Consider the following 22,159-nt stretch of genomic DNA (forward strand, 5'->3'; position numbering starts at 1 on the left):
CGCGGTGAGCTCCGGTTTGGGTGGCCGGCGCGACGGCGGTCCGGCGCGGACCGAGGAGGCGGCGTGGTGAGGTTCGCTCTGACCGAGGAGCAGCGCGACTTCCGCGATGCGGTCGACTCTTTGTTGCGCGATGCGAACGGCGTCGCGGCAGCTCGCGCGTGGGCCGCCGGCGACACCAAGCCGGGCCTCGAAATCTGGCGCGGGTTGGCCGCGATCGGCATGCACTCCCTGGCCGGCGAGTACCCCGTCGAGCTGTGCGCGGCGGTCGAGCGCGTCGGCTACCACGCGGCCCCCGGCCCGTATCCGGAATCGCTCGCGTTCGCGACCGCGCATCCTCCAGCGCGAGAACAACTCGCCGCCGGCCTGATCGCCACCACCGCCGTTCCGCCGATCGCGCCCTACGCGCCGAACGCCGATATCGCAGACAACTGTTTTCCTCCCGGCGATCCGCAACCCGTCGCCTCCCTGGACCCGACCCGCTCGCTCTTCCCGGTCGCCGGCCTGCCCCCGCATGCCGACCTCGTCTTCGACACCGCCGCGCTCCTCACCGCCGCGCAGCTGCTGGGCCTCGGCCGTGCCGCGCTCGACATGACCGTCGGCTACGCCAAGCAGCGCGTGCAGTACGGCCACGCGATCGGCGAGTACCAAGCCGTCAAGCACCGCCTCGCCGACGCGCACACCGGGCTGGAGTTCGCGCGTCCCCTCGTCTTCGCCGCCGCGCTCAGCGCCGACCCCGGCGACGTCTCCGCCGCGAAGGCCGCCGCGAGCGACGCCGCCTACCGCTCTGCCCGCGCCGCGCTCCAGCTCCACGGCGCCATCGGCTACACCGACGAGTACGACTTGTCCGTCTACTTCAAGAAGATCAGGGCTCTGCACTCCGCCTGGGGAAGCCCCTCCTTCCACCGCGATCGGCTGCTCCGCCATATCGGCGACCTCTGATATTCACCCCTTAGTGGTGCAGTGAGGACATGTCCCTCACATTGCGAGCAAGTCTCGCGGCGGCAGCCCTGGTGGCGGCCGCCGTCGTGCCGGCCGGCGCGTCAACGGCCTCGGCCGCCGCCGGCCCCGGCCACTACGACCACGTCTTCGTCATCGTCGAGGAGAACCACGGTTTCACCGACGTGATCGGCAACCCGGCCGCCCCGAACCTGAACGCCCTGGCGAAGCAGTACGGCCTGGCCACCGACTACACCGGCGTCTCGCACCCGAGCGAGCCGAACTACGTCGGGCTGCTCGGCGGCGACACCTTCACCGTCACCAGCGACAACGCCTACTACACCCAGAAGGTCGACAAGCCGAGCCTGATCTCGCAGCTCGACGCGAAGCGCCTGCCGTGGAAGGCGTACCTGCAGAGCCTCCCCCACGCCGGGTATCAGGGCATCTGCTTCCCCGCCAACTGCAACGGCGCGCCGGACAAGGACCCGCTCTACGTCTCCAAGCACGACGGCATCCAGAACTTCACCACCTCCGACAACCCGCGCGACTGGAACAACCAGGTCCCCGTCGACCAGCTGGACCGGGACCTGGCCTCCGGCGACGTCCCGGCCTTCGGCTGGGTGATCCCCGACGAGTGCCACGACCAGCACGGCGACCCGCCGTACTGCCTGGACTCCGGCAACGTCGACAACGGCGCCCCCGCGACCGCGGACCCGCAGGACCAGCGCCTGGTCGCGACCGGCGACGCCTACCTCGGCCAGTTGGTGCACAAGATCACCTCGGCCTCGTTCTGGGCCAAGGGCAACAACGCCGTCGCCATCACCTACGACGAGGGCGACGACAACACCGGCGGTGGCGGTCAGGTCGCCACGGTGCTGGTGACCAGCCACGGCCCGCGCAACGCGCAGGACGCCACGCCGTACAACCACTACTCGCTGCTGGACACCGTCGAGCAGAACTTCGCTTTGGGCTGCCTGGCGCACGCGTGCGACGCCGCGACCCGGCCGCTGACGCCGCTGCTGGCGCCGACCGGCAGCGCGGCGCAGGCCTACCGCGCACTCCCGGTGCCGAGCTACGCGACGCCGACTCCGATACCGTCCGAGCCGGTCACGACCGTCAACACCCCGATCAGCCAGAACGGCTGGGCAGTCCAGCCCGCGCCGTACATCGGCACCGGGGACAACACGTTCGGCGCGGTCGCGGCCGTGTCGAAGAACGACGTGTGGGCCGTCGGCAACTACCTGCCGGACGCCGCGACCGCGAACCAGGACGCCACGCTGACCATGGCCGCGCACTACGACGGCACGAAGTGGACGTCCACCGCGACCCCGAACCCCGGCCCGAACTTCGGCACCCTGTTCGGCGTCGCGGCGGTGCCGGACAAGGCGTGGGCGGTCGGGGTCGGCGTCGCGCTCGGCGCGGACTTCCTGCCGCACAGCGTCATCGAGGCCTGGAACGGCAGCGCTTGGAGCGTGGTCTCCGCGCCGAAGCTGAACGCGCAGCGCGACATCCTGTACTCGGCGACCGCGGTCAACGACCACGACGTGTGGGCCGCCGGGATCCAGCAGAACCGCACCGGCACGTTCGGCACGCTGATCGAGCACTTCGACGGCAGCTCATGGTCGGTGGTCCCGACGCCGAACCCGGGCACCTTCGGCAACCAGCTGTACGGCATCAGCGCCGACGGCCCGAACTCGGTCTACGCGGTCGGGCAGCGGGACGACGCACACTCGGACACGCCGCTGGTCCTGCACTGGGACGGCCGGTGCTGGAGCGAAGTGCACGTTCCGGGGGCCGACGCGGCGCTGCTGCAGAGCGTGAGCGTGCGGGACGGCGAGGTGTGGGCCGTGGGCCAGACGGACGACAGCACGCACCAGGCGGTGCCGTTCGTGGAGCACTTCGCGCACGGCGTGTGGACCGAGCAGACGGCCGCGAACCTCGGCGCGCCGTTCAGCGACGTGACCGCCGTCACAGCGACCGGCAAGGACAACGCCTGGCTGGCCGGCACGTACTACTCGGACGCCGCCGGCAAGCAGGTCCCGGCGCTGGCGCACCACGACGCGACCGGCTGGCACCCGATCGCGGCACCGGACCCGGGCAGCGGCGACACCGTCCTCGGCGGCCTGAGCACGGCCGGCGGACAGGTGTGGGCGGTCGGGTTCGCGAAGACGGCGGCGGGACGGAGCCCGCTCATCGAGCTGCATCAGGACTGAGCAGCTGAAATGAGCTGAGCTGCGATGTCGGCCGGGTGGGCAGCCGGAGAGTTCGGCCGCCTGCCCGGCTGCCGCCAATAGACGCCGCCACGCCGAACCACCACCGCATCGCACCCCGCACCTCCGCGCCGCACCGCCACCGCACCGCCGAACCGCATCGCGCCGCCACGCCGAACCGCACCGCGCCGCATCGCCGCACCGCGCCCGGCCGCCGAACCGCACCGCTTCGCATCGCCGCACCACCATCGCCGCACCGCACCGCGCCGCCGCACCGCACCGCGCCGCCGCACCGAACAGCACCGCCACCGCATCGCCGCGCCGCACCACCACACACCACACCTCCGCGCCGAACCGCACCGCATCGCATCGCATCGCATCGCCGCACCGAACCGCATTGCCGCACCACCATCGCCGCGCCGCGCCGAACAGCACCGCCGCACCACCACCGCGCCGCCGCACCACCACCGCGCCGCCGCGCCGCATCGCCGCACGGCGCCGCCACGCCGAACAGCACCGCGCCGCCGCGCCGAACAGCACCGCACCACATCGCCGCGCCGAACCGCCGTCCGCCGGCCTCGCCGCCGCCGCGAGCGCCGTCCCAAGATCACCGCAGGTAGTCTTAGCACCTGCCAAAAGTGGGGCTACCCCCATCGCCCGAGCCCCCTCCCCCGAGCCACCATTTCCTCATGACCTTCGATGCCACCCCGCCCCGCGCGCCGATCGGCGCCCTGCGGATCAGCACCATCGCGATGGCCGGCGTGATCGTGGCCGTGAGTGTGCCGGCCGTGGCGGCGGCGTTCGCGATGTCCTCGCGGGTGAGTGACCAGCAGGCCCAGGTGGGGATCGCGGCCGTGGGGCCGATCACGCGGATCGTGGTCGCCGACTCTGAGAGCGATGTGCAGATCACCGGCAACGCCGGCGCCACTGGGGTGGACGGGCAGGCCGTGCTGCAGTGGAAGGGGAAGGGCGGCAAGCGGCCGGTGCTGCGGCAGAGTGTCGCGGACGGGGTGCTGACGCTCACCAAGGACTGCTCCAGCGGCGGCTGCGGGCCCGTCGACATCACGCTGACGGTGCCGCGCGACGTCTCGGTGCTGGCCGCCACCTCGCAGGGGCACATCGAGGTCAGCGGGGTGACCGGTGCGGTCGACCTGACCTCCAGCAACGGCAGCATCGACGCCGAGAACCTCGGTTCGGGGAACACCTCCTTCAAGACCACGTACGGCAGCATCAACGCCTCCTTCCGCGGCGCGCCGACCCGGATCGCGGCTAACACCACCGACGGCAGCGTGACCATCGCCACTGACGGGCAGACCGCCTACTACGACTCGGTCAGCACCACCAACGGCCTCCGGTACCTGACGAACGTGCAGGATCGCAGGGCCGCCGCCGAGATCGACGTGACCACCACCAACGCCGACGTGACGATCAGTTAGAGGCCTGACATGAGCACTGAACCCACTCCGACCCGCCGCCCCATCGCGGGCGTCCGGGTCAGCACGGTCGCGCTGCTCGGCGTCGTCGCCGCGATCGCCATCCCGTGCGGCGCCGCGGCCCTGGTCGTGTCCGGGTCCATCGACAGCAAGCAGGCGCAGCAGACCATCAACCAGGCGGGCCCGGTCACCCGGGTCGTGGTCGAGGACAGCAACAGCACCGTCCGGATCACCGGGGACGCCACGCGGTCCGGGGTGTCCGGCAAGGCCGATCTGACCTGGCACGCCTTCAGCGGCAACGCCCACCCGAAGGTGACGCAGAAGTACGCCGACGGCGTGCTGACGCTGTCGAAGGACTGCGACCGCAGCGACTGCTGGGCGAACATCGACATCCAGGTGCCCCCGACAGTCTCCGTACAGGTGACAACCAGCGACGCGGGCATCTTCGTCGACAACGTCTCCGGCCCGGTGAACCTGCACAGCACGAACGCTGGGATCGAGGCGCAGCAGCTCGGCTCGGGCGACGCCGTTATGAACACCACCAACGCCGGCATCAAGGCCTCGTTCGTCGGCGCCCCGACGACCATCACGGCGGCCACCTCCAACGCGGGCGTCACCATCGTCACCGACGGCCGCACGCTGTACTACGACAAGGTCTCGACCACGAACGCCGAGTCGAACCTGCAGAACCCGCAGGACCGGCGATCCAACAACGTCATCGACGTGACCACCACCAACGCCGGGGTAACGATCAAGTAGCGCCGGAGGCGTCGGAGCCGAGAGCGGCCCGCACCGCGGCGAACACCGCGGCGCGGGTCTTCGCGGCGGTCGGATGCGGCATGTTCAGGAAGCCGTGGAACATCCCCTCGACCGGGAAGTGGTCCACGGCCACCCCGGCGGCGGCCAGCTTGCCGGCGTAGGCGTCGCCCTCGTCGCGCAGCGGATCGTGCTCGGCGGTGACGATGACGGCGTGCGGCAGGCCGCTGTGGTCCGGCGCTTTGATCGGCGACAGGTAGGGGTCCGAGACGTCGGCGCCCTGCACGTACTGCTCGTGAAACCAAGCCATGTGCTTCGCCGTGAGGAAGAAGCCGGTTGCGTTCTCCTCGCGTGAGGGGTAGTCGGCGCCGTCGTCGACCAGATCGACCGACGGGTAGACGAGCAGTTGCACCACGATCTTCGGACTCTGATAACCGAGCGCCGCACGATCCCGCGCCATCAGCGACACCACCGCGGCGAAGTTCCCGCCTCCGCTGTCGCCGGCGACGGCCAGCCGTGCGGGGTCTACACGCAGGTCGGCGGCGTGCTCGGCAACCCACGCGGTCGCGGCGTAGGCGTCTTCGAGGCCGCCGGGGTACGGCGTCTCGGGTGCGAGGCGGAATTCCACGGAGACCACCGTCGCATCGGTGGAGCGTGCGATATCGCGGCAGAAGTTGTCGTAGACGGCGATGTCGCAGATGCTGAAGCCGCCGCCGTGGAAGAACACGACGACAGGCGTCACAGCATCCTGATCTGCCGTGGGACGGTAGATCCGGATCGGGATCTCGGGTGCGCCGTCGGGACCGGGAATGGTCCGATCCACCACCGACGGCAACGGCACCAAGACCGGCAGATCCGGTGCCAGAGCAAGGATTTCGCGCGCCCGGACCGCGTCGGTGACGGTGCCGCCGAGGTCGGGGAAGATCACGGTAAGCATGTCGACGATGGCGCGGGCCTGCGGGTCGAGCGTCATCGGGTCTCGTCCTTCTTCGTCCGGCGGTCTCCATCGCGGCGTCATGCGGGACGATACCCATCTGACTACCCTTACTCGCGTGGCCCCTCAATCACAGCACGAACCGGCGGAAACCGAATCCGGCACCGACGATCCACGTCTACCCGCGACGAGTTGGGCGGTGCTCGGGATGCTGTCGTTCGAGCGGGAGCTGTCCGGCTACGACATCAAGAAGTGGGCCGACTGGTCGCTGAAGTTGTTCTACTGGTCGCCGTCGTTCAGCCAGATCTACGGCGAACTCAAGCGGCTGGAGAAGCACGAGTACGTGACGTCGCGGACCGTGATGCAGGACGACGTGCGCGGCAAGCGCGTGTACGCGATCACGGACGCCGGGCGCGAGGCGGTGCGGACCTGGGCACGGACGGCGCCGGTCGAGGTACCGGTGTTGAAGCACGGCGTCCTACTACGGGTTTGGTTGGGGCACCTGACCGAGCCGGAGCGGCTGCGCGAGATCGTGGCGGAGCACCGCGACAACTCGGAGCGGCGGCGGGCCGAAGCCGCGGTGGACGCGGGGGCCGCGCACGAGGAGACGGCGTGGGCGTACCCGGAGATCGCGTTGAAGTGGGCCGAGCGGTACCACGCGGCGGAGCGGGATCTGGCCGAGCAGATGCTGCGGGATCTGGCCGAGCTGACGGCTTCGGGGCGGGCTACGGAGCCGGTGCCGTTGCCGGCGGATTCGCCGTCGCTGGCTCCGCGGCTGCCGGGAACACCGTCGAACCTGAGCGACAAGGACTGAACATAGGTCCGAGATTCGGAACGCCGTTGCCCAGAATGCGGGCACGGTGGACACTCGAAGCATGGCTACCGTGCACGAGGTCATCGACGCCAAGCTCCGCACGTTCATCGAGGCGCAGCCCTTGTTCTTCGTGGCGACCGCGCCCTTGGCCGCCGACGGGCACGTCAACCTCTCGCCGAAGGGCACCCTGGGTTCGCTGGCGGTGCTCGGCCCGGACCGCCTGGCGTACCTGGACCTCACCGGCAGCGGCGCCGAGAGCCTGGCCCACCTGCGCGAGAACGGCCGCATCACGGTGATGTGGGTGGCGTTCGAGGGGCCGCCGAACATCGTGCGCGTCCACGGCACCGGCGAGGTCCTGTGGCGCGACGACCCCCGGTGGGAGGAGCACATCGGCCTGTTCCCGGCCGCCGCCGATCCCGGGGCGCGCGCGATCGTGCTGGTCCAGGCGACGCGCATCAGCGACTCCTGCGGCTACGCGGTGCCGTTCATGGAGTACAAGGGCGACCGGCGCCTGCTCGCGGAGTACTTCGGACGGCGCGACGAGGAGTTCCACGTCGACTACGTGGCGCGCAAGAACGCGACGAGCATCGACGGACTGCCGGCGGTGCCGGTGGAGACGCTGCGCGGGCAGGTCACGTCGGAGCGGTTGTAGGCGGCTCCCGTCCGGAGATCGCTCTGGCGGGTTGAGGCGAAGGCCGCTACGGTCCGCCGCATGCGCTTCGACCCCGAACAGGAAGAACTCCGGCGGACGGTGCGGACGCTGCTGGAGCGGGCCGCCGGCGGCAACGCGTGGCGGCTGCTCGCCGAGCAGGTCGGAGCGCTCGGCCTTGCGATTCCCGAGGAGTACGGCGGCGCGGGCTTCTCGGTGCTGGAGACGCACGTGGTACTCGAAGAGCTCGGCGCGGCGTTGGCGGTACCCGGCTTCTTGAGCACGACGCTGGCGGCGCAGGCGATTCTGGCGGGGGATTCGGCGAAGGCGAAGGCGGAGTTGCTGCCGGGGATCGCTGAGGGTGCGACGCGTGCGGCGGTCGCGTGGGAAGCCTCGGGAGTTACCGCAACTGAGGAAGCCAGCGGCTGGCGGCTGACCGGGACCGCGGACCATGTGCTCGACGGCAGCACAGCCAACCTGCTCATAGTGCCCGCACAGATACAAGACCACGCCAAGCCAGCCCTCGAACCAGATACGCGCGCCGGACTCGCGCCAGAACCGGATGCTCGCGCCGAGCTTGTGCAAGAGCCGCATCCGCGCGCCGGACTTGCGCTGGAGCCAGATATACGCACTTGGTCGGCTCACGCCTCGGATGCGGGCAGCTCGCGCATCGGTATGTTTGTTGTGGCTGCTGGCGATGCGGCGGTCAGCGAAGTCGAGACCGTTGATCCGGGCCGCCCCCAGGCCTGGGTCGAGTTCCGCACCTCGCCGGCGATGTCGCTCGGCGCCGACCCCGCGCTGTCGGCCCGCGTCCTCGATCTCGCATGCGTCGCGATCTCCGCCGAGCAGGTCGGCGCCGCGCAACGTGCCTTTGACCTGACCCTCGCCTACACGAAGCAACGTGTGCAGTTCGGCCGGCCGATCGGCTCGTTCCAGGCCGTGAAGCACCGCCTAGCCGACCTCTTCGTTCTCCTGGAGTCCGCGCGCTCCGCCTCGTACGCCGCCGCGTTCGCCGCAGCGTCAGGGCACGAACTCACCGTCGCCGCCTCCCGGGCCAAGGCCTACTGCTCCGAGGCGTTCGCCACCATCGCCGGGGAGGCGATCCAGCTGCACGGCGGCATCGGCATCACGTGGGAGCACCCGATCCACCTCTACTTCAAGCGTGCGCACTCCACCTCGCAGCTGTTCGGAAACCCGGCCTGGCACCGGCAGCGCTATGCCCGCGCCGTCGGGCTCGCCGCCTGAAACATTCCCGCCACACGAAGCCCCGAGGCCACAAGGCCTCGGGGCTTCGTGTGTACCGCACCAGCCCTACAACTCCGCGAGCGCCGGCTCGGCCTCGATCAGGTTCGGCAGGTCCGCGTCGCCCTCGTCAGCCGTGTAGTCGGCGGCCTGGGTCTCGTCGACGCCGTCGGCGACCTTCACCGCGCGGAACACCAGCGTCAGCACCACCGACACCAGCAGGTTCAGCACCAGCGCCGTGATCGCGATGTACGCGTACAGGTGCGTACCCGGGACCTTCGCGATCTGGTTGCCGAAGTGCTGCTGGAGCACGGTCTTGCCGTCGGCCGCGAACTTCTTCTGCTGCCAGGCCACCACGACGCCGTAGATCACGCCGGTCCACAGTCCGGCCACCAGGGCCCAGCGGTGGAACCAGCGGTTGAACAGGCCGATCACGATCGCCGGGAACGTCTGCAGGATCAGCACGCCGCCGAGCAGCTGGAAGTTGATCGCGCTGGTCGCGTCCAGACTCAGGACGAAGGCCAGGGCGCCGAACTTCACCAGCAGCGACACCGTCTTCGATACCTGCGCCTGCTGGTGCGGGGTCGCGTCGGGCTTGATGAAGTCCACGAAGATGTTGCGGGTGAACAGGTTCGCCGCCGCGATCGACATGATCGCCGCCGGCACCAGGGCGCCGATCGCCACCGCCGCGAACGCCACGCCGGCGAACCAGGACGGGAACACCGCGTCGAACAGGGCCGGGACCGCGCGCTGGGCGTTGCCGCCGAGGTGTCCCTTGGCGGTGCCGTTGAAGCCGACGGCCAGGGCCATGTAGCCGAGCAGGGCGATGAAGCCCAGCACCAGCGAGTACATCGACAGGCCCGCCAGGTTCTTGCGAACCGTGTTGCGGGACTTGGTCGACAGCACGCCGATCTGCGCGTGCGGGTACATGAACAGCGCCATCGCCGAGCCGAGCGCGAGGGTCGCGTACGGGAAGGCGTTGGTCTTGCCGTTGGCGTTGTTCAACGACAGGAAACCGGGCTTGGTCTTGCCGTTGGGACCGGTGGAGGCCAGGTGGAAGATGCCGTGCCAGCCGCCGACGACGCGCGTCGGGATGTAGATGATCGCGACGATGATGACCAGGTAGATCAGGAAGTCCTTGACGAACGCGATCACCGCCGGCGCGCGCAGCCCCGAGGTGTACGTGAACGCCGCCAGCACCGCGAAGGCGATGAACAGCGGCAGGTCCTTGGCGAACGTCGAGGAGCCCTTGCCGCCGATCCCGATCACGTCCAGGCAGGCCTGGATGCCGACCAGCTGCAGTGCGATGTACGGCATCGTCGCGACCACGCCGACGATCGCGACCGCCAGGCCCAGCGACTTCGAGCCGTACCGGCCCCGGGCGAAGTCGGCCGGCGTGACGTAGCCGCGCTTGCGCGAGACCGACCACAGCCGCGGCAAGAACAGGAACACCAGCGGCCACACGATGATCGTGTACGGCACCGCGAAGAACCCGAACGCGCCCGCGGTCAGCGCCGCCGGGACCGCGACGAACGTGTACGCGGTGTACAGGTCGCCGCCGAGCAGGAACCAGGTGATCCAGCCGCCGAAGCTCCGGCCGCCCAGGCCCCACTCCTCCAGGTGGTTCGCCTCGCGGGCCTTGCGCCAGCGCGCGGCCAGGAAGCCGAGCACCGAGACCAGCAGGAAGAAGAAGATGACGACGGTCAGTTCGGTCTTGTTGATGCCGTGTGTGCCGACGTCCGGGGTCGGGACCGTCGAGGCGGTCAGGTGGGGCCTCATTCCGAATCCCCTTCCTCGGGCTCTTCCTCGGGCTGTTCCTCGGAGGTCTCAGCGACGGCTGTCCCCGGTGTCTCCTGGAGGGCCGTGACAGCCACCGCCTTGCGCGCCAGTTCCTCGCGCCGCACCACGAAGTACGCCAGCCCCATGAGCGCCGCCGTCACCGCGACCCACAGAAGCTGCCACCAGAAGAAGAACGGGAAGCCCGCGACCTCTGGCTTGTCCTTGTCGAAGATCGGCACCCACAGCACCGCGACGAAGGGCACGATGACGCAGACCGCCGCGATGAGGCGGGCCGGCGTCACCACCGGCCCTCTAGTACTCAGCTCGCTCTCTGACATGAGACGAGAACCCTCCCGTTTACGTAGGGAAACTGCGCCGAAATCTAGTCGCCCGGCGCGGCTCCGATCACGGGCTCGTTGACAACGACTCGGTAACGGATGGTACTGGCGTCATCCGTTGATCTGCGCGAACTGCTCAAGTGCGTGTCGGAACGCGGTCGGGGCGATGGCCAGCGGCTCAGAGTAGGGGTGCGACAACCCGATGACAATGAGGATTCCCAAACCGACCATCGCGCCGAGACCCGACAACACCACCACATTGCGGCCGTTGGCCGTCAGCCCCACCAGCGGCGGGTAGGCCACCAGCAGTAGCGCGGCGATCACGAGCGCGAAATAGAGTAGCGACGGCATGGAGTAGTTGACGTCCGCGGCCCTGATCAGCCGCTTGGAGTTGATGTCGTCCAGCGCGGCGGACACGTCGGCCCGGCTCTTCTCGTCGGCGGCGGCGGCCGGGTGGATCGCGCCCACCGCGACACGCAGGCCGTCCAGGGTGGCCGCGGCCGTGCCGGAGGTCTGATGGCGGCCCATGGCCGGCCAGTCGTCGGCGACGACCTGGCTGGTGTACATGGTCAGCCCGGCGCGCACCCGGTCCCGGTCGGCCGGCTGGAGCTTGCCGGCCAGCCAGTACGCCGTGGTCACGGAACGGGCCTCGTCGTACGTGTGCTGACGGTCAGTGTTGTACGTGGACCAGGTACTGGCGATCAGGAACGCGGTCATCAGGATGAACGAGGAAAGCAGGGCACTGCCGACCACCGACAGCGCCTGCGGGTTGTGCGATCCGGAGACCGCCCGCTCGGAGCGTCCGAGCAGCCGGGCCAGGCCGACCGCCACGATCACGCCGACGACGAGGGCGACGATCGCCCAGAACACCATCACGGTTTGCCTCCTGAGGCCGGTCCGGTTGGTCCGCCCGCGGCCCCGCCGGCCGCGGCGGCCGCCGCGATGGTCGCCGGGACCATCAGGGCGACGAGCGTGGTCAGGCCCCAGTCGGGACCCGGGTCCGGCCGGTCCGGCGGCGGCGCCGCCTCGGCCGGGGGGATCTCAGGCTTCTTCTTCGGCCGGGGTGGCGGCGGCACGACGTGGTGCACCACCGGGGGCGGCGGCACCGGCCGGGGCGCCGGCGGCCGGGGGCGCGGCGTGGGCCGCGGAGGCGGCGGCACCGGACGCGGCGTCGGTCGAGGCGGTGGCGGTGCGGGCGGTGGCGGGGGCGGCGTCGGCCGGGGCGGTGGTGGGGGCGGCGGCGTCGAGGGCGGCGGCGCGGGACGGCTCGGCAACGGCAGGTGCTGGTGGAACGAGGAGCCGAACGGCAGCCCCGGTTCGACCGGCAGCGGATCGGTGGGAAGCGGCGACGGCTCCTCGCCGATCGGTGTCGGGAGCGGATCTCCGGGCTGGTCGGCCGTCGCCACGGACGCGTGCCCGTCGGCCGCCGCGGCCAAGCACACACCTGCCCCGACCCCGAGCACAGCGACCTGGACACACACCGCGACGCCGAGCCCGAATCTGCTGCGAACCACAGCTGTGCCGCCTCCGTTTCCCCCACCAGGGTCCTGATACCGAAGCCCGATCCCGAAGCCTGATCCCGAAAGGGCCCGCCGGCGGAAACTGCAGCCGGAGCACCGGCCGCCTCACTCCCCCGTCACACCCCCACGAGTGCGGACCGCCAGCCGCGTCGCACGATCGGCGGGCTTCCACCTCGGCTTCGGCGTCGTGGCCCGCGCCCCTGCGCGCGGCCCACGACGCCGTCCCCACCTGCTCGGATGACTGCGACTGCCGACCCTCAGTGTCTGTGATAGCCGAATTGGGTGGCTAGTACCGAAAAGTCCCTCTATCGAGTGGCGCAATGCCGTCCGACCTCGCGAAAGCCGTCAAAAGCGGCGGGGCACTTAGACTCTCGGGCATGCCGCGCGCCAAAACCCCGCAGGAGTCCCCCGCCGACGACCCCGACGGCCCGGATCTCCTCCGCGATCTGGACCGCCGCAACGCCTACCAGCTGATGATCGGCGGGACCCCGCAGTCGCACGTCGACCTCGACGACCCGACGTACCTGGAGTACGAGTACGTCCGGCAGATCGCGCACCTGGTGGACCTCACCGCCGAGGAACGCGCGCCGCTGCGCGTGCTGCACCTCGGCGGCGGCGGGCTGACCCTGCCGCGCTACATCGCCGTCACGCGCCCCGGTTCCGGGCAGCAGGTGGTGGAGATCGACGGCAAGCTCCTGGACTTCGTCCGCAAGGAGTTGCCGTTGCCGCGCAACGCGCGCGTGCGGCTGCGGACCGGCGACGCGCGGGACGTGCTGGGCCGGGTTCCGGAAGGCGCCTTCGACCTGACGGTCACGGACGTCTTCGCCGCGGCGCGCATCCCGAAGCACTTCACGTCGACGGAGTACGTCGCGCTGTCGAAGCGCGCTCTGCGGCCGACCGGCGTGCACGTGGTGAACCTCGCCGACGGCACGGCCGGCGCCGGCCTGACCTTCACGCGGCGCCAGGTCGCCACGGCCAAGGCGCACTTCGAGCACGTGCTGCTGCTCGCCGACCCCGGCATCCTGCGCGGCCGCAAGTTCGGCAACCTGGTGCTGATGGCCTCGGACGTGCCGCTGCCGGTGGCGGGGCTGGTCCGGCGCGCCGCCTCGGATCCGTTCCCGAGCCGGGTGGTGCGCGGGAAGGACCTGGACGATTTCCAGGGCGGGGCGAAGCCGGTGACGGACGCCGACGCCGAGGCCTCGCCGGAGCCGCCGGACGACGCGTTCTGAAACCGGGCCCGCCATGGCCTTTTCCGATACCCGCCGGTAACTTGGCGCCATGCGCCGCACCGTCTACACCGAGGACCACGAAGCCTTCCGCGCCATGCTGCGCGACTTCATCGCCAAGGAGGTCGTGCCGGTCTACCCCGAGTGGGAGCGGGCCGGGCACCCGCCGCGCGAGTTCTACCACCGGCTCGGCGAGCTCGGGGTGTTCGGGATCGAGGTGCCGGAGGAGTACGGCGGCGCCGGGCTGAGCACGTTCAAATATCAGGCGATCGTGATCGAGGAGACCACGCGCGCGGGAGTGACGTTCGGCACCACGACGGTGCACGTCGGCCTGATCCTGCCGTACCTGCTGGCGTATGCCACCGAGGAGCAGAAGGCGCGCTGGCTGCCGAAGTTCCTCTCCGGCGAGATGATGACGGCGATCGCCATGACCGAGCCCGGCACCGGCTCGGACCTGGCCGGGATCCAGACCACAGCGAAGCTGACCGAGGACGGCCGGCACTACGTGCTCAACGGCGCGAAGACCTTCATCACCGGCGGCGTGCTGGCGGACCTGGTGCTGGTGGTCGCGCGCACCGCGCCGGCGACGCCGGAGGACCGGCGCGGCGGGCTGTCGATCCTGTGCGTGGACACCAAGGCGGCGGGCTACTCGGTCGGGCGCAAGCTGGACAAGATCGGGTTGAAGACCTCTGACACGGCCGAGCTGGCGTTCACCGACGTGCTGGTCCCGGTGGAGGACCTGCTCGGCGAGCCCGGCAGGGGCTTCGGCTACCTGACCCACAACCTGCCGCAGGAGCGGCTGGCGATCGCGGTCGGCGGCTACGCCTCGGCCTCGGCGGCGCTGCGGTTCGCGCTGGACTACGTCCGCGAGCGCACGGTGTTCGGCACGTCGGTGGCCTCGTTCCAGAACACCAAGTTCGTGCTGGCCGAGTGCGCGACCGAGGTCGAGGCGGCGCAGTGCATGGTGGACCGCGCGCTGGAGCTGCACGAGGCCGGGGAGCTGACGGTCGCGGACGCGGCGAAGGTGAAGCTGTTCTGCACGGAGGCGGCCGGGCGCGTCATCGACAAGTGCCTGCAACTGCACGGCGGCTACGGCTACATCACCGAGTTCCCGATCGCGCGGCTGTACGCGGACACACGCGTGTCCCGGATCTACGGCGGGACCAGCGAAGTTATGAAGACCATCATCGCGAAGTCGCTGGGCCTGTAGCCCAGCGACTTCGCACGTCGTCACGTGACGTCGGTCCGCGTCGGGTCGATCTGCTCGTAGGCCTTCGTCTCGACGATCCGGCGCATCGCGTCGAACGCGTCCCAGACGTCCACGAACCGGGTCGTGGACGGGGCCATCCCCAGCCGCACGCGGTCCGGCGTGCGGAAGTCGGGGATGACGTCGTACTGCTCGATAAGGGCGCGGCAGATCCGGTACGCCTCGGGGTGCCGCACGGAGACGTGGCTGCCGCGCACGGCGGAGTCGCGCGGGCTGCCGAGGGTGAAGCCGAGCGGGGCCAGCCACGCGTCGAACAGCTCGATCGCGAACTCGGTGAGCGCCACGCCCTTGTCCCGCAGCGGCTTGATGCCGACTTCGGCGAGGACCTGCGCGCCGGCCTCGACCAGCGAGACGCCGACCACCTGCGGGGTGCCGACCAGGAACCGCGTCGCCGAGGGCACCGGGTCGTAGCCCTGGCCCATCGCGAACTGGTCGCGCTGGCCGTACCAGCCCCAGATCGGCTGGCGGACCTCGTCGATCAGCGAGGCGTTGGCGTAGAGGAACGCCGGGGATCCGGGGCCGCCGTTCAGGTACTTGTAGGTGCAGCCGACGGCGAAGTCGGTGCCGCTGGCGTCCAGCTCGATCGGGACCGAGCCCGCCGAGTGGCACAGGTCCCACAGCACGAGCGCGCCGGCCTCGTGCACGACCTGGTTCACGGCGGTGAGGTCGGCCAGGGCCGCGGAGCGGTAGTCCACCTGCGACAGCGAGACCAGCGCGGTGCGCTCAGCCAGGCCGTCGGCGTCCAGGACCGCGCGGAGCCGGTCGGCGGTCGGGCCGAGGAGCTCGTCGAACTCGACCAGCTTCAGCTCCAGGCCGCGCGCGGCGGCCAGGCCTTCCAGGACGTAGCGGTCGGTCGGGAAGTTGTGGAAATCGCTGATGATCACGTCTCGGCCGGGACGCGCGTCGAGGGCGGCAGAGGCCAGCTTGTAGAGGTTCACCGACGTGGAGTCGGAGACGACGACCTGTCCGGGCGCGGCGCCCAGGAAGTGCTGTCCGAGGTAGTCGCCGACGGTCTGCGGCAGCGTCTGCCAGTGCTCGTTCCACGACCGGATCAGGCGATCGCCCCATTCGCCGGCCACGACTTCCTGGACGCGGTCCAGGGAGGCCTTGGAGAGCCGGCCGAGGGAGTTGCCGTCGAGGTAGATGAGCTTTTCGTCGGGGATCACGAAACGGGTGCGCAGGGACGCCAACGGGTCGGTCGCGTCACGGTGTTCCGCGTCATTGCGGGGGTGAGCTGTGGTGTCGGGCACGTGATCAGACTAGGCGAGGGTGGGCGCACGCGGAACGGGGGCTCGCGCGCGCCCCTGAGGGAGTCATCGCGCTACCGCTTCGAGAACTCCTCCGTCGCCTGGTTCAGCGCCTGCCCCATCGCCTCGCTGCCGGTGTGTCCGGAGTCCTCGATGACGATCAGCTTCGCGTCCGGCCACGCCTGCGCGATCTCCCACGCGGTGTAGACCGGGCTGCCCAGGTCGTGCCGGCCGTGGACGAGGACGGCCGGGATGCCGTGCAGCTTGTGCATGTCGCGCAGGACCTGGCCGGGCTCCAGCCAGGCGTCGTTGGCGAAGTAGTGCGAGCAGATGCGGACGAAGGCCATCCGCTCGTCGTCGACGAAGCCCTCGGTGTACGCGCCGGGGTTCCCGTTGCTCTCCAAGGAGATCACCGCGTCCTCCCACTCCATCCAGGCGTTCGCCGCGGCCTCGCGCACCGCGCGGTCCGGGCTCTCCATCAGGCGGTTGTACGCCCGCACGAGGTTCCCGTCGCGCTCCCCCTCGGGCACGTGGCTGCGGAACCGGTCCCAGGCCTCGGGGAACAGACGGCGGACGCCGTGGTAGAGCCAGTCGGTCTCCTCCGGCCGGGTCGAGGTGACCGCCGGGATGATCATCTCGGTGACCCGCTCCGGGTGCGCCTGTGCGTAGACCAGAGCCAGGCTGGCACCCCAGGAGCCGCCCTTCACCAGCCACTTCTCAATGCCCAGATGCTCGCGCAGGAGCTCGATGTCGCGCACCAGATGCCACGTGGTGTTGACGGACATGTCCGTCGCCGGATCGGCCGCGTGCGGCGTGCTGCGCCCGCAGCCGCGCTGGTCGAAGCGGATGACCCGCCACTTCTCGGGGTCCCAGGCCTTGGTCGGGCCCACCATCGCGCCGGCGCCGGGGCCGCCGTGCAGGTTGACCGCGGGTTTGCCGTCCGGGTTGCCGAGCTCTTCGTAGTAAATCCGATTGCCGTCGCCGACGTCGAGAAATCCGGTGGCGTAAGGACCCATTGGAGGGTAGACAATAGACATGGACGCGATCGTAGACCCCGACGACGAGACCAGGCCCGGATTAAGGGACTGGAAGCCGTGGTTCGCGGAATACGACAATCAGGACTCGTCGATGGCCCAGCGGCTGGTCGTGGTCCAGCGCGGCATCCGGCGCGCGCTCGACGAAGCCCCGGCGGGGAGCATCAAGATCCTGAGTCTGTGCGCCGGCGAAGGCAGGGACCTGATCCCGGTGCTCGCCGAGCACCCGCGGCGCGGCGACGTCCACGCCCGCCTGATCGAGTTCGATCCGGTGACCGCGCGAGTAGCGCGGGACGCCGCGACCGCGGCCGGCCTGGACGGGGCCGTGGACGTGGTGACCGGCGACGCGGCCGACCCGGCCCGGTTCGGCGACTACGCCCCGGCGGATCTGCTCCTGCTGTGCGGCATCTTCGGCAACATCACCGAAGCCGACATCCAGAACACCGCCACCCGCGCCGCGAATCTGACCGCGCGCGGCGGCACCGCGATCTGGACCCGCCACCGCTTCGATCCGGCGGTGATCCCGAGGATCCACGGCTGGTTCACCGCAGCGGGATTCTCCGACTTGTGGGAATCGGACTCGGAATTGCCGACCGCGGTTTATGTCGCCGGGAATCGGCAGGAGCGGGATCCCGCTCCGTCGCCGGACGACAAGAAGCTTTTCACCTTCGTTAAGTAGAAAGACTCATGGGGATATATAAAAGCCTCGCCCTCGAAAACGAGAGCATCATCGCCGCCGGCTACTACGTGAATCCGAGTGGTGCCCGCGTGGATCTGGCCGCGAGTGTGGCCGCGGCTTGTCAGGGCACGCGTTCGTACAGCCCGGGCCAGACGCAGCGGCTCTTGAACGACCAGTCTTTCAACGCCGCCGATGCGGTTCGCCACGAGACGGCGTTCGAGGTCACCGGCGAGACCAGCACGGCGGCCGGGCAGCGGCTGGTCCGCGCCGAAGGCGCGACCGACGTCGCGATCCTGAACTTCGCCTCGGCCCGCAACGCCGGCGGCGGCTACCTCGGCGGCGCGCGGGCCCAGGAGGAGGACCTCTGCCGCAGCTCGGCGCTGTATACGACGCTGCTGGAGGCGCGGGATTACTACGACGCGCACCGTGCGAACCGCGACACCCGGTACAGCCACCGCGTGATCTTCTCGCCCGCGGTGCCCGTCTATCGGGACAGCGCCACCCGGCTGCTGGACACGCCGTATCAGATCTCTTACCTGACTTCGCCCGCGCCGAACGCCGGAGCGCTGGCCAAGCACGACCCCGCGGCCCTGGACGAGGTCGAGGGGCTGCTGACCGAGCGCGCCGGCCGCGTGCTGGCCGTGGCGGCGCAGCACGGCGTGCAGACGCTGGTGCTCGGCGCGTGGGGCTGCGGCGTGTTCCGCAACGATCCGACGACCGTGGCGAGGGTCTTCCGGGGGCACCTCGCGGACGGGGGTGTCTTCGAGGGCAGATTCGCGCGGGTGGTGTTCGCGGTGTACGACACGTCTTCGGCGAAGTCGACGTTGGCGGCGTTCCAGGAGGCGTTCGGAGATTTGGGACGGGAGCCTTCCCGGGTCTGACCCCGGGCTGTGCCAGGCTGGCGGCATGGACTTCAAGCTCGAACTGATCCCGCTCCCGGTGACGGACGTGGACCGGGCCAAGGACTTCTACGAGCGCCAGGTCGGCTTCCACGTCGATCACGACCTGGCGTTCGGGGACGAGTTCCGGGTCGTGCAGCTGACGCCGCCGGGGTCGGCGTGCTCCATCGCGTTCGGCAAGGGGATGCTCGGCAGCGCGCCCGGATCCGTGCAGATGCTGCACTTGGTCGTGGACGACATCCACGCCGCGCGGGAGGAGTTGGCCGGGCGCGGCGTGGACATCGCGGAGGTCGAGAAGATGTCCGCCGAGGGCAAGCCAGACGTCTTCTACGCGCGGTTCGCCGACCCCGACGGGAACACGTGGACGCTGCAGATGGTCTCGGCGCATTAGCACCCTTCTCAGCAGCACCCTTCTCGGTCCGCCCTAGTACGACAGCTCCGCGAGCCTGTCGCGCAGCCAGTAGTACGAGTCCTTCGGCGTCCGCGCCTGCGTTCGGTGGTCGACGTGCACCAGCCCGAAGCGTTGGTGGAAGCCCTCGGCCCACTCGAAGTTGTCCAGCAGGGTCCACGTCAGGTAGCCGCGGACGTCGACTCCGGCGTCCATGGCCTGCGCCAGGGCCCTGATGTGGCCGTCGAGGAAGGCGATGCGGTCGGCGTCCGCGACGCGGCCGGCGACCACCTTGTCATCGACCGAGGTGCCGTTCTCGGTGATGTAGATCGGCGGGAGGGCTTCGCCGTAGCGGGCGGCGAGGCCCACGAGGAGTTCGCGCAAACCGTCCGGGACGACCGGCCAGTCGAACGCCGAGCGCGGGACGCCCTCGATCGGGACGTCCTGGAACGGCAGGCCGTGCTCGGGGCCGGGAGCCGCGACGCGGGTCGGGTTGTAGTAGTTGACGCCGAGGCCGTCCAGGGGCACGGCGATGGTCTGCAGGTCGCCGTCGCGGACCACGCCGTTGAGGTCGGGGCCGGTGCCGTAGGCCGAGAGGTCCGGATAGCGGCCGAGGAGGATCGGGTCGTTGAACAGACGGTTGTGGAGGGTGTCGTAGGCCTCCGCAGCCGTCTTGTCGTCTGCGGCGTCGCTCGCGGGCCAGACAGGGGTGCAGTTGTTGGCGATCATCACCTTTTGGGCGCCCGCCGCGCGCAGAGCCCCGACCGCCAAGCCGTGCCCGAGGAGTTGGTGGTGCGCGACCGGGATGGCGTCGGTCATCAGCGCGCGGCCCGGGGCGTGGACGCCGAAGGCGTAGCCGAACGCGAGGTGGATGAAGGGCTCGTTGAGCGTGATCCAGTGCTCGACGCGGTCGGCGAGGCGGTCGGCGAGGATCGCGGCGTAGTCGGCGAAGCGGTGGGCGGTGTCGCGGGCGAGCCAGCCGTCGCGGTCCTCCAGGGCCTGCGGGAGGTCCCAGTGGAACAGGGTGGGGAACGGCGTGATCCCTTTCTCCAGCAAGGAATCCACGAGGCGTTCGTAGAACGCCAGGCCGGCGGGGTTCGACGGGCCCGAGCCGTCGGGCTGGATCCGGGTCCAGGCCACCGAGAAGCGGTAGGCGTTCACGCCGAGGTCCGTCATCAGAGCTATGTCTTCGGCGCTGCGGTGGTAGTGGTCGCAGGCCACGTCGCCGGTCTGGCCGTCGCGCACGGCGCCGGGCCGGCGGACGAAGGTGTCCCAGATCGAGACGCCTTTGCCGTCCTCGGCCGGCGCGCCCTCGATCTGGTAGGCGGAGGTGGACGTCCCCCAGTGGAAGGCCGCGGGGAACGGCGGGAGCGGGGCATGGGCGGTATTCGCTGTATCGGGGATCGTGCGATCGAACACTGCGGGCCTCCGGGACGGACTAACATGAGTCATTCTCAGGTTAGCGGGCGGAGGAGAATAGGGGAATGGAATCCACGACCGAGAGCGCGGGCCTGCGCCGGCGGCCGATGCAGCGGCGCAGCGCGGAGCGCTACGAGCGGATCCTCAACGTGTGCGCCGAGCTGCTGGACGAGGTCGGCTTCGCCGGCCTCACCACCACCGAGGTGGCCAAGCGCGCCGAGGTGCCGATCGGGACCGTGTACCAGTTCTTCGCCGACAAGAGCGCCCTGGTACACGCATTGGCGGCGCGCAACCTTGAGACCTACATGGAGCGCCTGGAGAGGCGGTACGGCGAGGCGGCGCCGCGCTCAGTGGAGGAGGTCGTGGACGTCGCCATCGACGAGTTCGTGGACATGCGCCGGACGCTGCCGGGCTTCGGCGTGTTGGACTTCGGCGCGGGCAGCGAGTGGTCGGAGGCGGACCCCCGGGACCTGTACCTGCTGGACGAGAACGTCGAGAACAACACGGCGGTGGCGCGGCGGCTACGGATGCTGACACCGTTCCTGGACTCCTCGCGCGCCGGGAGCGCGGAGATCGAACTGGCGCTGCGGGTGACGATGGAGGCCGCGGACGCGGTGCTGCAGCTGGCTTTCCGGAGCGATCCGGAGGGGGACGCCGCGCTGATCGCGGAGTGCAAGAAGCTGTTGGTGGGGTATCTGGGGCCTTATTACGTGGGGTGAGGGGCGGGCGGGTCTTCGAGCGGCGAAGGCAGCCGGCGGCTGGCATCGGGGGCACGTCTGCCGGACCGGTGCGGCCAGGCTGCCGCTCCCGAGCAGATCCGGCGCGCGGTCGTGCACACCCACACCGCCGGCCGCCAGCGCAACCCACTCCGCACAACCGGACTGCGTCCCCCTGCGAGGTCATCAAACCGTGTGCGAAGCCGTAAGAAGCGGCGCCCCTGCTTGATGTGTGGGTGTGGGTGTGGGTGTGGGTGTGGGTAGCTGGGGCGTGGTGGGTGCGGTTTGGTGGTGGGTTTTAGGAGCTTTTTACGGCTTCGCACGGGTTTAAGAAGGATCCGCTGGGTGGCGCAGTTCGGTGGTGTGCCTGGCGTCGCGTTGGCGGCCGGCGGTGATGCTGGACACGACCGCGCACCGGTCCGAGTCACTGCGCACGCGTTGCGTGGGCGGCAATCGTCGGGCGTGGTGGGTGCCTGAAAGTCAAAGACAGGGCCTCCGGCGGCGCCTGCGCGGCGAGCGGCACTCGCTCCGGGGAGGGGGGTCGCGTAGTCGGCTGGCGGACGCTGCTTGTGGTCGCCTCGTCCCGGGTTCCCCGTCGCGTCGTCGCCTGACAGTGATGATGGTCGGCAGTGATGGTGCGGGGTGGGCCTGACCCACCGCCTGACCGACGCTC

General features: G+C 70.2%; 21 protein-coding genes. 13 read left to right on the forward strand and 8 right to left on the reverse strand.

What is annotated here, in order from left to right:
- The first annotated feature begins 66 nt into the window (after positions 1–66).
- From ABH935_RS38895 to ABH935_RS38910, 4 genes are all read left to right on the forward strand, one after another.
- Positions 67–939: an acyl-CoA dehydrogenase family protein gene (locus ABH935_RS38895; protein ID WP_370383007.1), complete on the forward strand. Its 873-nt coding sequence runs from the start codon at positions 67–69 to the stop codon at positions 937–939.
- A gap of 29 nt (positions 940–968) precedes the next feature.
- On the forward strand, positions 969–3,149 hold the full coding sequence (locus ABH935_RS38900) for an alkaline phosphatase family protein (protein ID WP_370382984.1): 2,181 nt from the start codon (positions 969–971) through the stop codon (positions 3,147–3,149).
- 686 nt (positions 3,150–3,835) lie between these two features.
- On the forward strand, positions 3,836–4,582 hold the full coding sequence (locus tag ABH935_RS38905) for a DUF4097 family beta strand repeat-containing protein (protein ID WP_370382985.1): 747 nt from the start codon (positions 3,836–3,838) through the stop codon (positions 4,580–4,582).
- A 9-nt stretch (positions 4,583–4,591) separates the two neighbouring features.
- Positions 4,592–5,338, forward strand: coding sequence for a hypothetical protein (locus tag ABH935_RS38910; RefSeq protein WP_370382986.1), 747 nt, complete (start codon positions 4,592–4,594; stop codon positions 5,336–5,338).
- Here ABH935_RS38910 and ABH935_RS38915 read toward each other — a convergent pair.
- Positions 5,331–6,308, reverse strand: a complete 978-nt coding sequence (locus ABH935_RS38915) for an alpha/beta hydrolase (protein ID WP_370382987.1) — start codon at positions 6,306–6,308, stop codon at positions 5,331–5,333. The genes ABH935_RS38910 and ABH935_RS38915 overlap by 8 nt on opposite strands.
- A 79-nt stretch (positions 6,309–6,387) precedes the next feature.
- Here ABH935_RS38915 and ABH935_RS38920 point away from each other — a divergent pair, with 79 nt between their 5' ends.
- The 3 genes from ABH935_RS38920 to ABH935_RS38930 all read left to right on the forward strand — a co-directional run bounded on the left by ABH935_RS38920 (position 6,388) and on the right by ABH935_RS38930 (position 8,977).
- Complete coding sequence (locus tag ABH935_RS38920; RefSeq protein ID WP_370382988.1) at positions 6,388–7,083, forward strand: PadR family transcriptional regulator; 696 nt, start codon at positions 6,388–6,390, stop codon at positions 7,081–7,083.
- Between the two features lie 61 nt (positions 7,084–7,144).
- Complete coding sequence (locus ABH935_RS38925) at positions 7,145–7,735, forward strand: pyridoxamine 5'-phosphate oxidase family protein (protein WP_370382989.1); 591 nt, start codon at positions 7,145–7,147, stop codon at positions 7,733–7,735.
- Positions 7,736–7,795: 60 nt separating this feature from the next.
- A complete protein-coding gene (locus ABH935_RS38930) occupies positions 7,796–8,977 on the forward strand; it encodes an acyl-CoA dehydrogenase family protein (RefSeq protein WP_370382990.1) in 1,182 nt (393 codons plus the stop codon).
- Positions 8,978–9,043: 66 nt separating this feature from the next.
- Here ABH935_RS38930 and mctP read toward each other — a convergent pair whose 3' ends face one another.
- The 4 genes from mctP to ABH935_RS38950 form a co-directional block, all read right to left on the reverse strand.
- The gene (gene mctP, locus ABH935_RS38935; RefSeq protein ID WP_370382991.1) at positions 9,044–10,753 is read right to left on the reverse strand and encodes a monocarboxylate uptake permease MctP; all 1,710 of its coding nucleotides are present in this window, start codon (positions 10,751–10,753) and stop codon (positions 9,044–9,046) included.
- Positions 10,750–11,091 (reverse strand): DUF3311 domain-containing protein, encoded by a 342-nt coding sequence (locus ABH935_RS38940; RefSeq protein WP_370382992.1) that lies wholly within the window; start codon positions 11,089–11,091, stop codon positions 10,750–10,752. Before ABH935_RS38940 ends, mctP begins: the two co-directional genes overlap by 4 nt.
- A 111-nt stretch (positions 11,092–11,202) precedes the next feature.
- Positions 11,203–11,967 (reverse strand): hypothetical protein, encoded by a 765-nt coding sequence (locus ABH935_RS38945; protein ID WP_370382993.1) that lies wholly within the window; start codon positions 11,965–11,967, stop codon positions 11,203–11,205.
- On the reverse strand, positions 11,964–12,605 hold the full coding sequence (locus ABH935_RS38950; protein WP_370382994.1) for a hypothetical protein: 642 nt from the start codon (positions 12,603–12,605) through the stop codon (positions 11,964–11,966). Before ABH935_RS38950 ends, ABH935_RS38945 begins: the two co-directional genes overlap by 4 nt.
- A 383-nt stretch (positions 12,606–12,988) precedes the next feature.
- Between ABH935_RS38950 and ABH935_RS38955 the strand changes: the two genes are divergently transcribed.
- Positions 12,989–13,840 carry a spermidine synthase gene (locus tag ABH935_RS38955; protein ID WP_370382995.1) on the forward strand — a complete coding sequence of 284 codons (852 nt, stop codon included), beginning with the start codon at positions 12,989–12,991 and terminating at the stop codon, positions 13,838–13,840.
- Positions 13,841–13,889: 49 nt separating this feature from the next.
- Positions 13,890–15,047 (forward strand): acyl-CoA dehydrogenase family protein, encoded by a 1,158-nt coding sequence (locus ABH935_RS38960; RefSeq protein WP_370382996.1) that lies wholly within the window; start codon positions 13,890–13,892, stop codon positions 15,045–15,047.
- A gap of 20 nt (positions 15,048–15,067) precedes the next feature.
- Here the strand turns inward: ABH935_RS38960 and kynU are convergent, their stop codons facing one another.
- Together kynU and pip are read right to left on the reverse strand one after the other, a co-directional pair.
- The gene (gene kynU, locus ABH935_RS38965; protein WP_370382997.1) at positions 15,068–16,354 is read right to left on the reverse strand and encodes a kynureninase; all 1,287 of its coding nucleotides are present in this window, start codon (positions 16,352–16,354) and stop codon (positions 15,068–15,070) included.
- A 71-nt stretch (positions 16,355–16,425) separates the two neighbouring features.
- Entirely contained in the window at positions 16,426–17,388 is a 963-nt protein-coding gene (gene pip / locus ABH935_RS38970) for a prolyl aminopeptidase (protein ID WP_370382998.1), read from the reverse strand.
- On the opposite strand from pip, the gene ABH935_RS38975 reads away from it, so the two are divergent.
- From ABH935_RS38975 to ABH935_RS38985, 3 genes are read left to right on the forward strand one after another with little or no spacing between them, the layout of a single operon-like run.
- Complete coding sequence (locus ABH935_RS38975) at positions 17,387–18,064, forward strand: class I SAM-dependent methyltransferase (protein ID WP_370382999.1); 678 nt, start codon at positions 17,387–17,389, stop codon at positions 18,062–18,064. The two genes, pip and ABH935_RS38975, sit on opposite strands and share 2 nt — an antisense overlap.
- 8 nt (positions 18,065–18,072) lie before the next feature.
- Complete coding sequence (locus ABH935_RS38980; protein ID WP_370383000.1) at positions 18,073–18,945, forward strand: TIGR02452 family protein; 873 nt, start codon at positions 18,073–18,075, stop codon at positions 18,943–18,945.
- Positions 18,946–18,970: 25 nt separating this feature from the next.
- Positions 18,971–19,354, forward strand: a complete 384-nt coding sequence (locus ABH935_RS38985; protein WP_370383001.1) for a VOC family protein — start codon at positions 18,971–18,973, stop codon at positions 19,352–19,354.
- A 33-nt stretch (positions 19,355–19,387) separates the two neighbouring features.
- Here ABH935_RS38985 and ABH935_RS38990 read toward each other — a convergent pair whose 3' ends face one another.
- Positions 19,388–20,770 carry a GH1 family beta-glucosidase gene (locus ABH935_RS38990; protein ID WP_370383002.1) on the reverse strand — a complete coding sequence of 461 codons (1,383 nt, stop codon included), beginning with the start codon at positions 20,768–20,770 and terminating at the stop codon, positions 19,388–19,390.
- Between the two features lie 65 nt (positions 20,771–20,835).
- Here ABH935_RS38990 and ABH935_RS38995 point away from each other — a divergent pair, with 65 nt between their 5' ends.
- The gene (locus ABH935_RS38995) at positions 20,836–21,489 is read left to right on the forward strand and encodes a TetR family transcriptional regulator (protein ID WP_370383003.1); all 654 of its coding nucleotides are present in this window, start codon (positions 20,836–20,838) and stop codon (positions 21,487–21,489) included.
- The last annotated feature ends 670 nt before the right edge of the window (positions 21,490–22,159 follow it).

Origin of the sequence: Catenulispora sp. GAS73, assembly GCF_041262085.1 — a bacterium.
In the GTDB taxonomy this organism is placed as follows: Bacteria; Actinomycetota; Actinomycetes; order Streptomycetales; family Catenulisporaceae; genus Catenulispora.

Coding starts and splice junctions, on each gene's coding strand:
- ABH935_RS38915 (WP_370382987.1), bottom strand. CDS start 6,308: ATGACGCTCGACCCGCAGGCCCGCGCCATCGTCGACATGCTTACCGTG.
- ABH935_RS38985 (WP_370383001.1), top strand. CDS start 18,971: ATGGACTTCAAGCTCGAACTGATCCCGCTCCCGGTGACGGACGTGGAC.
- ABH935_RS38980 (WP_370383000.1), top strand. CDS start 18,073: ATGGGGATATATAAAAGCCTCGCCCTCGAAAACGAGAGCATCATCGCC.
- ABH935_RS38910 (WP_370382986.1), top strand. CDS start 4,592: ATGAGCACTGAACCCACTCCGACCCGCCGCCCCATCGCGGGCGTCCGG.
- ABH935_RS38975 (WP_370382999.1), top strand. CDS start 17,387: ATGGACGCGATCGTAGACCCCGACGACGAGACCAGGCCCGGATTAAGG.
- ABH935_RS38905 (WP_370382985.1), top strand. CDS start 3,836: ATGACCTTCGATGCCACCCCGCCCCGCGCGCCGATCGGCGCCCTGCGG.
- ABH935_RS38960 (WP_370382996.1), top strand. CDS start 13,890: ATGCGCCGCACCGTCTACACCGAGGACCACGAAGCCTTCCGCGCCATG.
- pip (WP_370382998.1), bottom strand. CDS start 17,388: ATGTCTATTGTCTACCCTCCAATGGGTCCTTACGCCACCGGATTTCTC.
- mctP (WP_370382991.1), bottom strand. CDS start 10,753: ATGAGGCCCCACCTGACCGCCTCGACGGTCCCGACCCCGGACGTCGGC.
- ABH935_RS38900 (WP_370382984.1), top strand. CDS start 969: ATGTCCCTCACATTGCGAGCAAGTCTCGCGGCGGCAGCCCTGGTGGCG.
- ABH935_RS38925 (WP_370382989.1), top strand. CDS start 7,145: ATGGCTACCGTGCACGAGGTCATCGACGCCAAGCTCCGCACGTTCATC.
- ABH935_RS38940 (WP_370382992.1), bottom strand. CDS start 11,091: ATGTCAGAGAGCGAGCTGAGTACTAGAGGGCCGGTGGTGACGCCGGCC.
- ABH935_RS38955 (WP_370382995.1), top strand. CDS start 12,989: ATGCCGCGCGCCAAAACCCCGCAGGAGTCCCCCGCCGACGACCCCGAC.
- ABH935_RS38930 (WP_370382990.1), top strand. CDS start 7,796: ATGCGCTTCGACCCCGAACAGGAAGAACTCCGGCGGACGGTGCGGACG.
- ABH935_RS38995 (WP_370383003.1), top strand. CDS start 20,836: ATGGAATCCACGACCGAGAGCGCGGGCCTGCGCCGGCGGCCGATGCAG.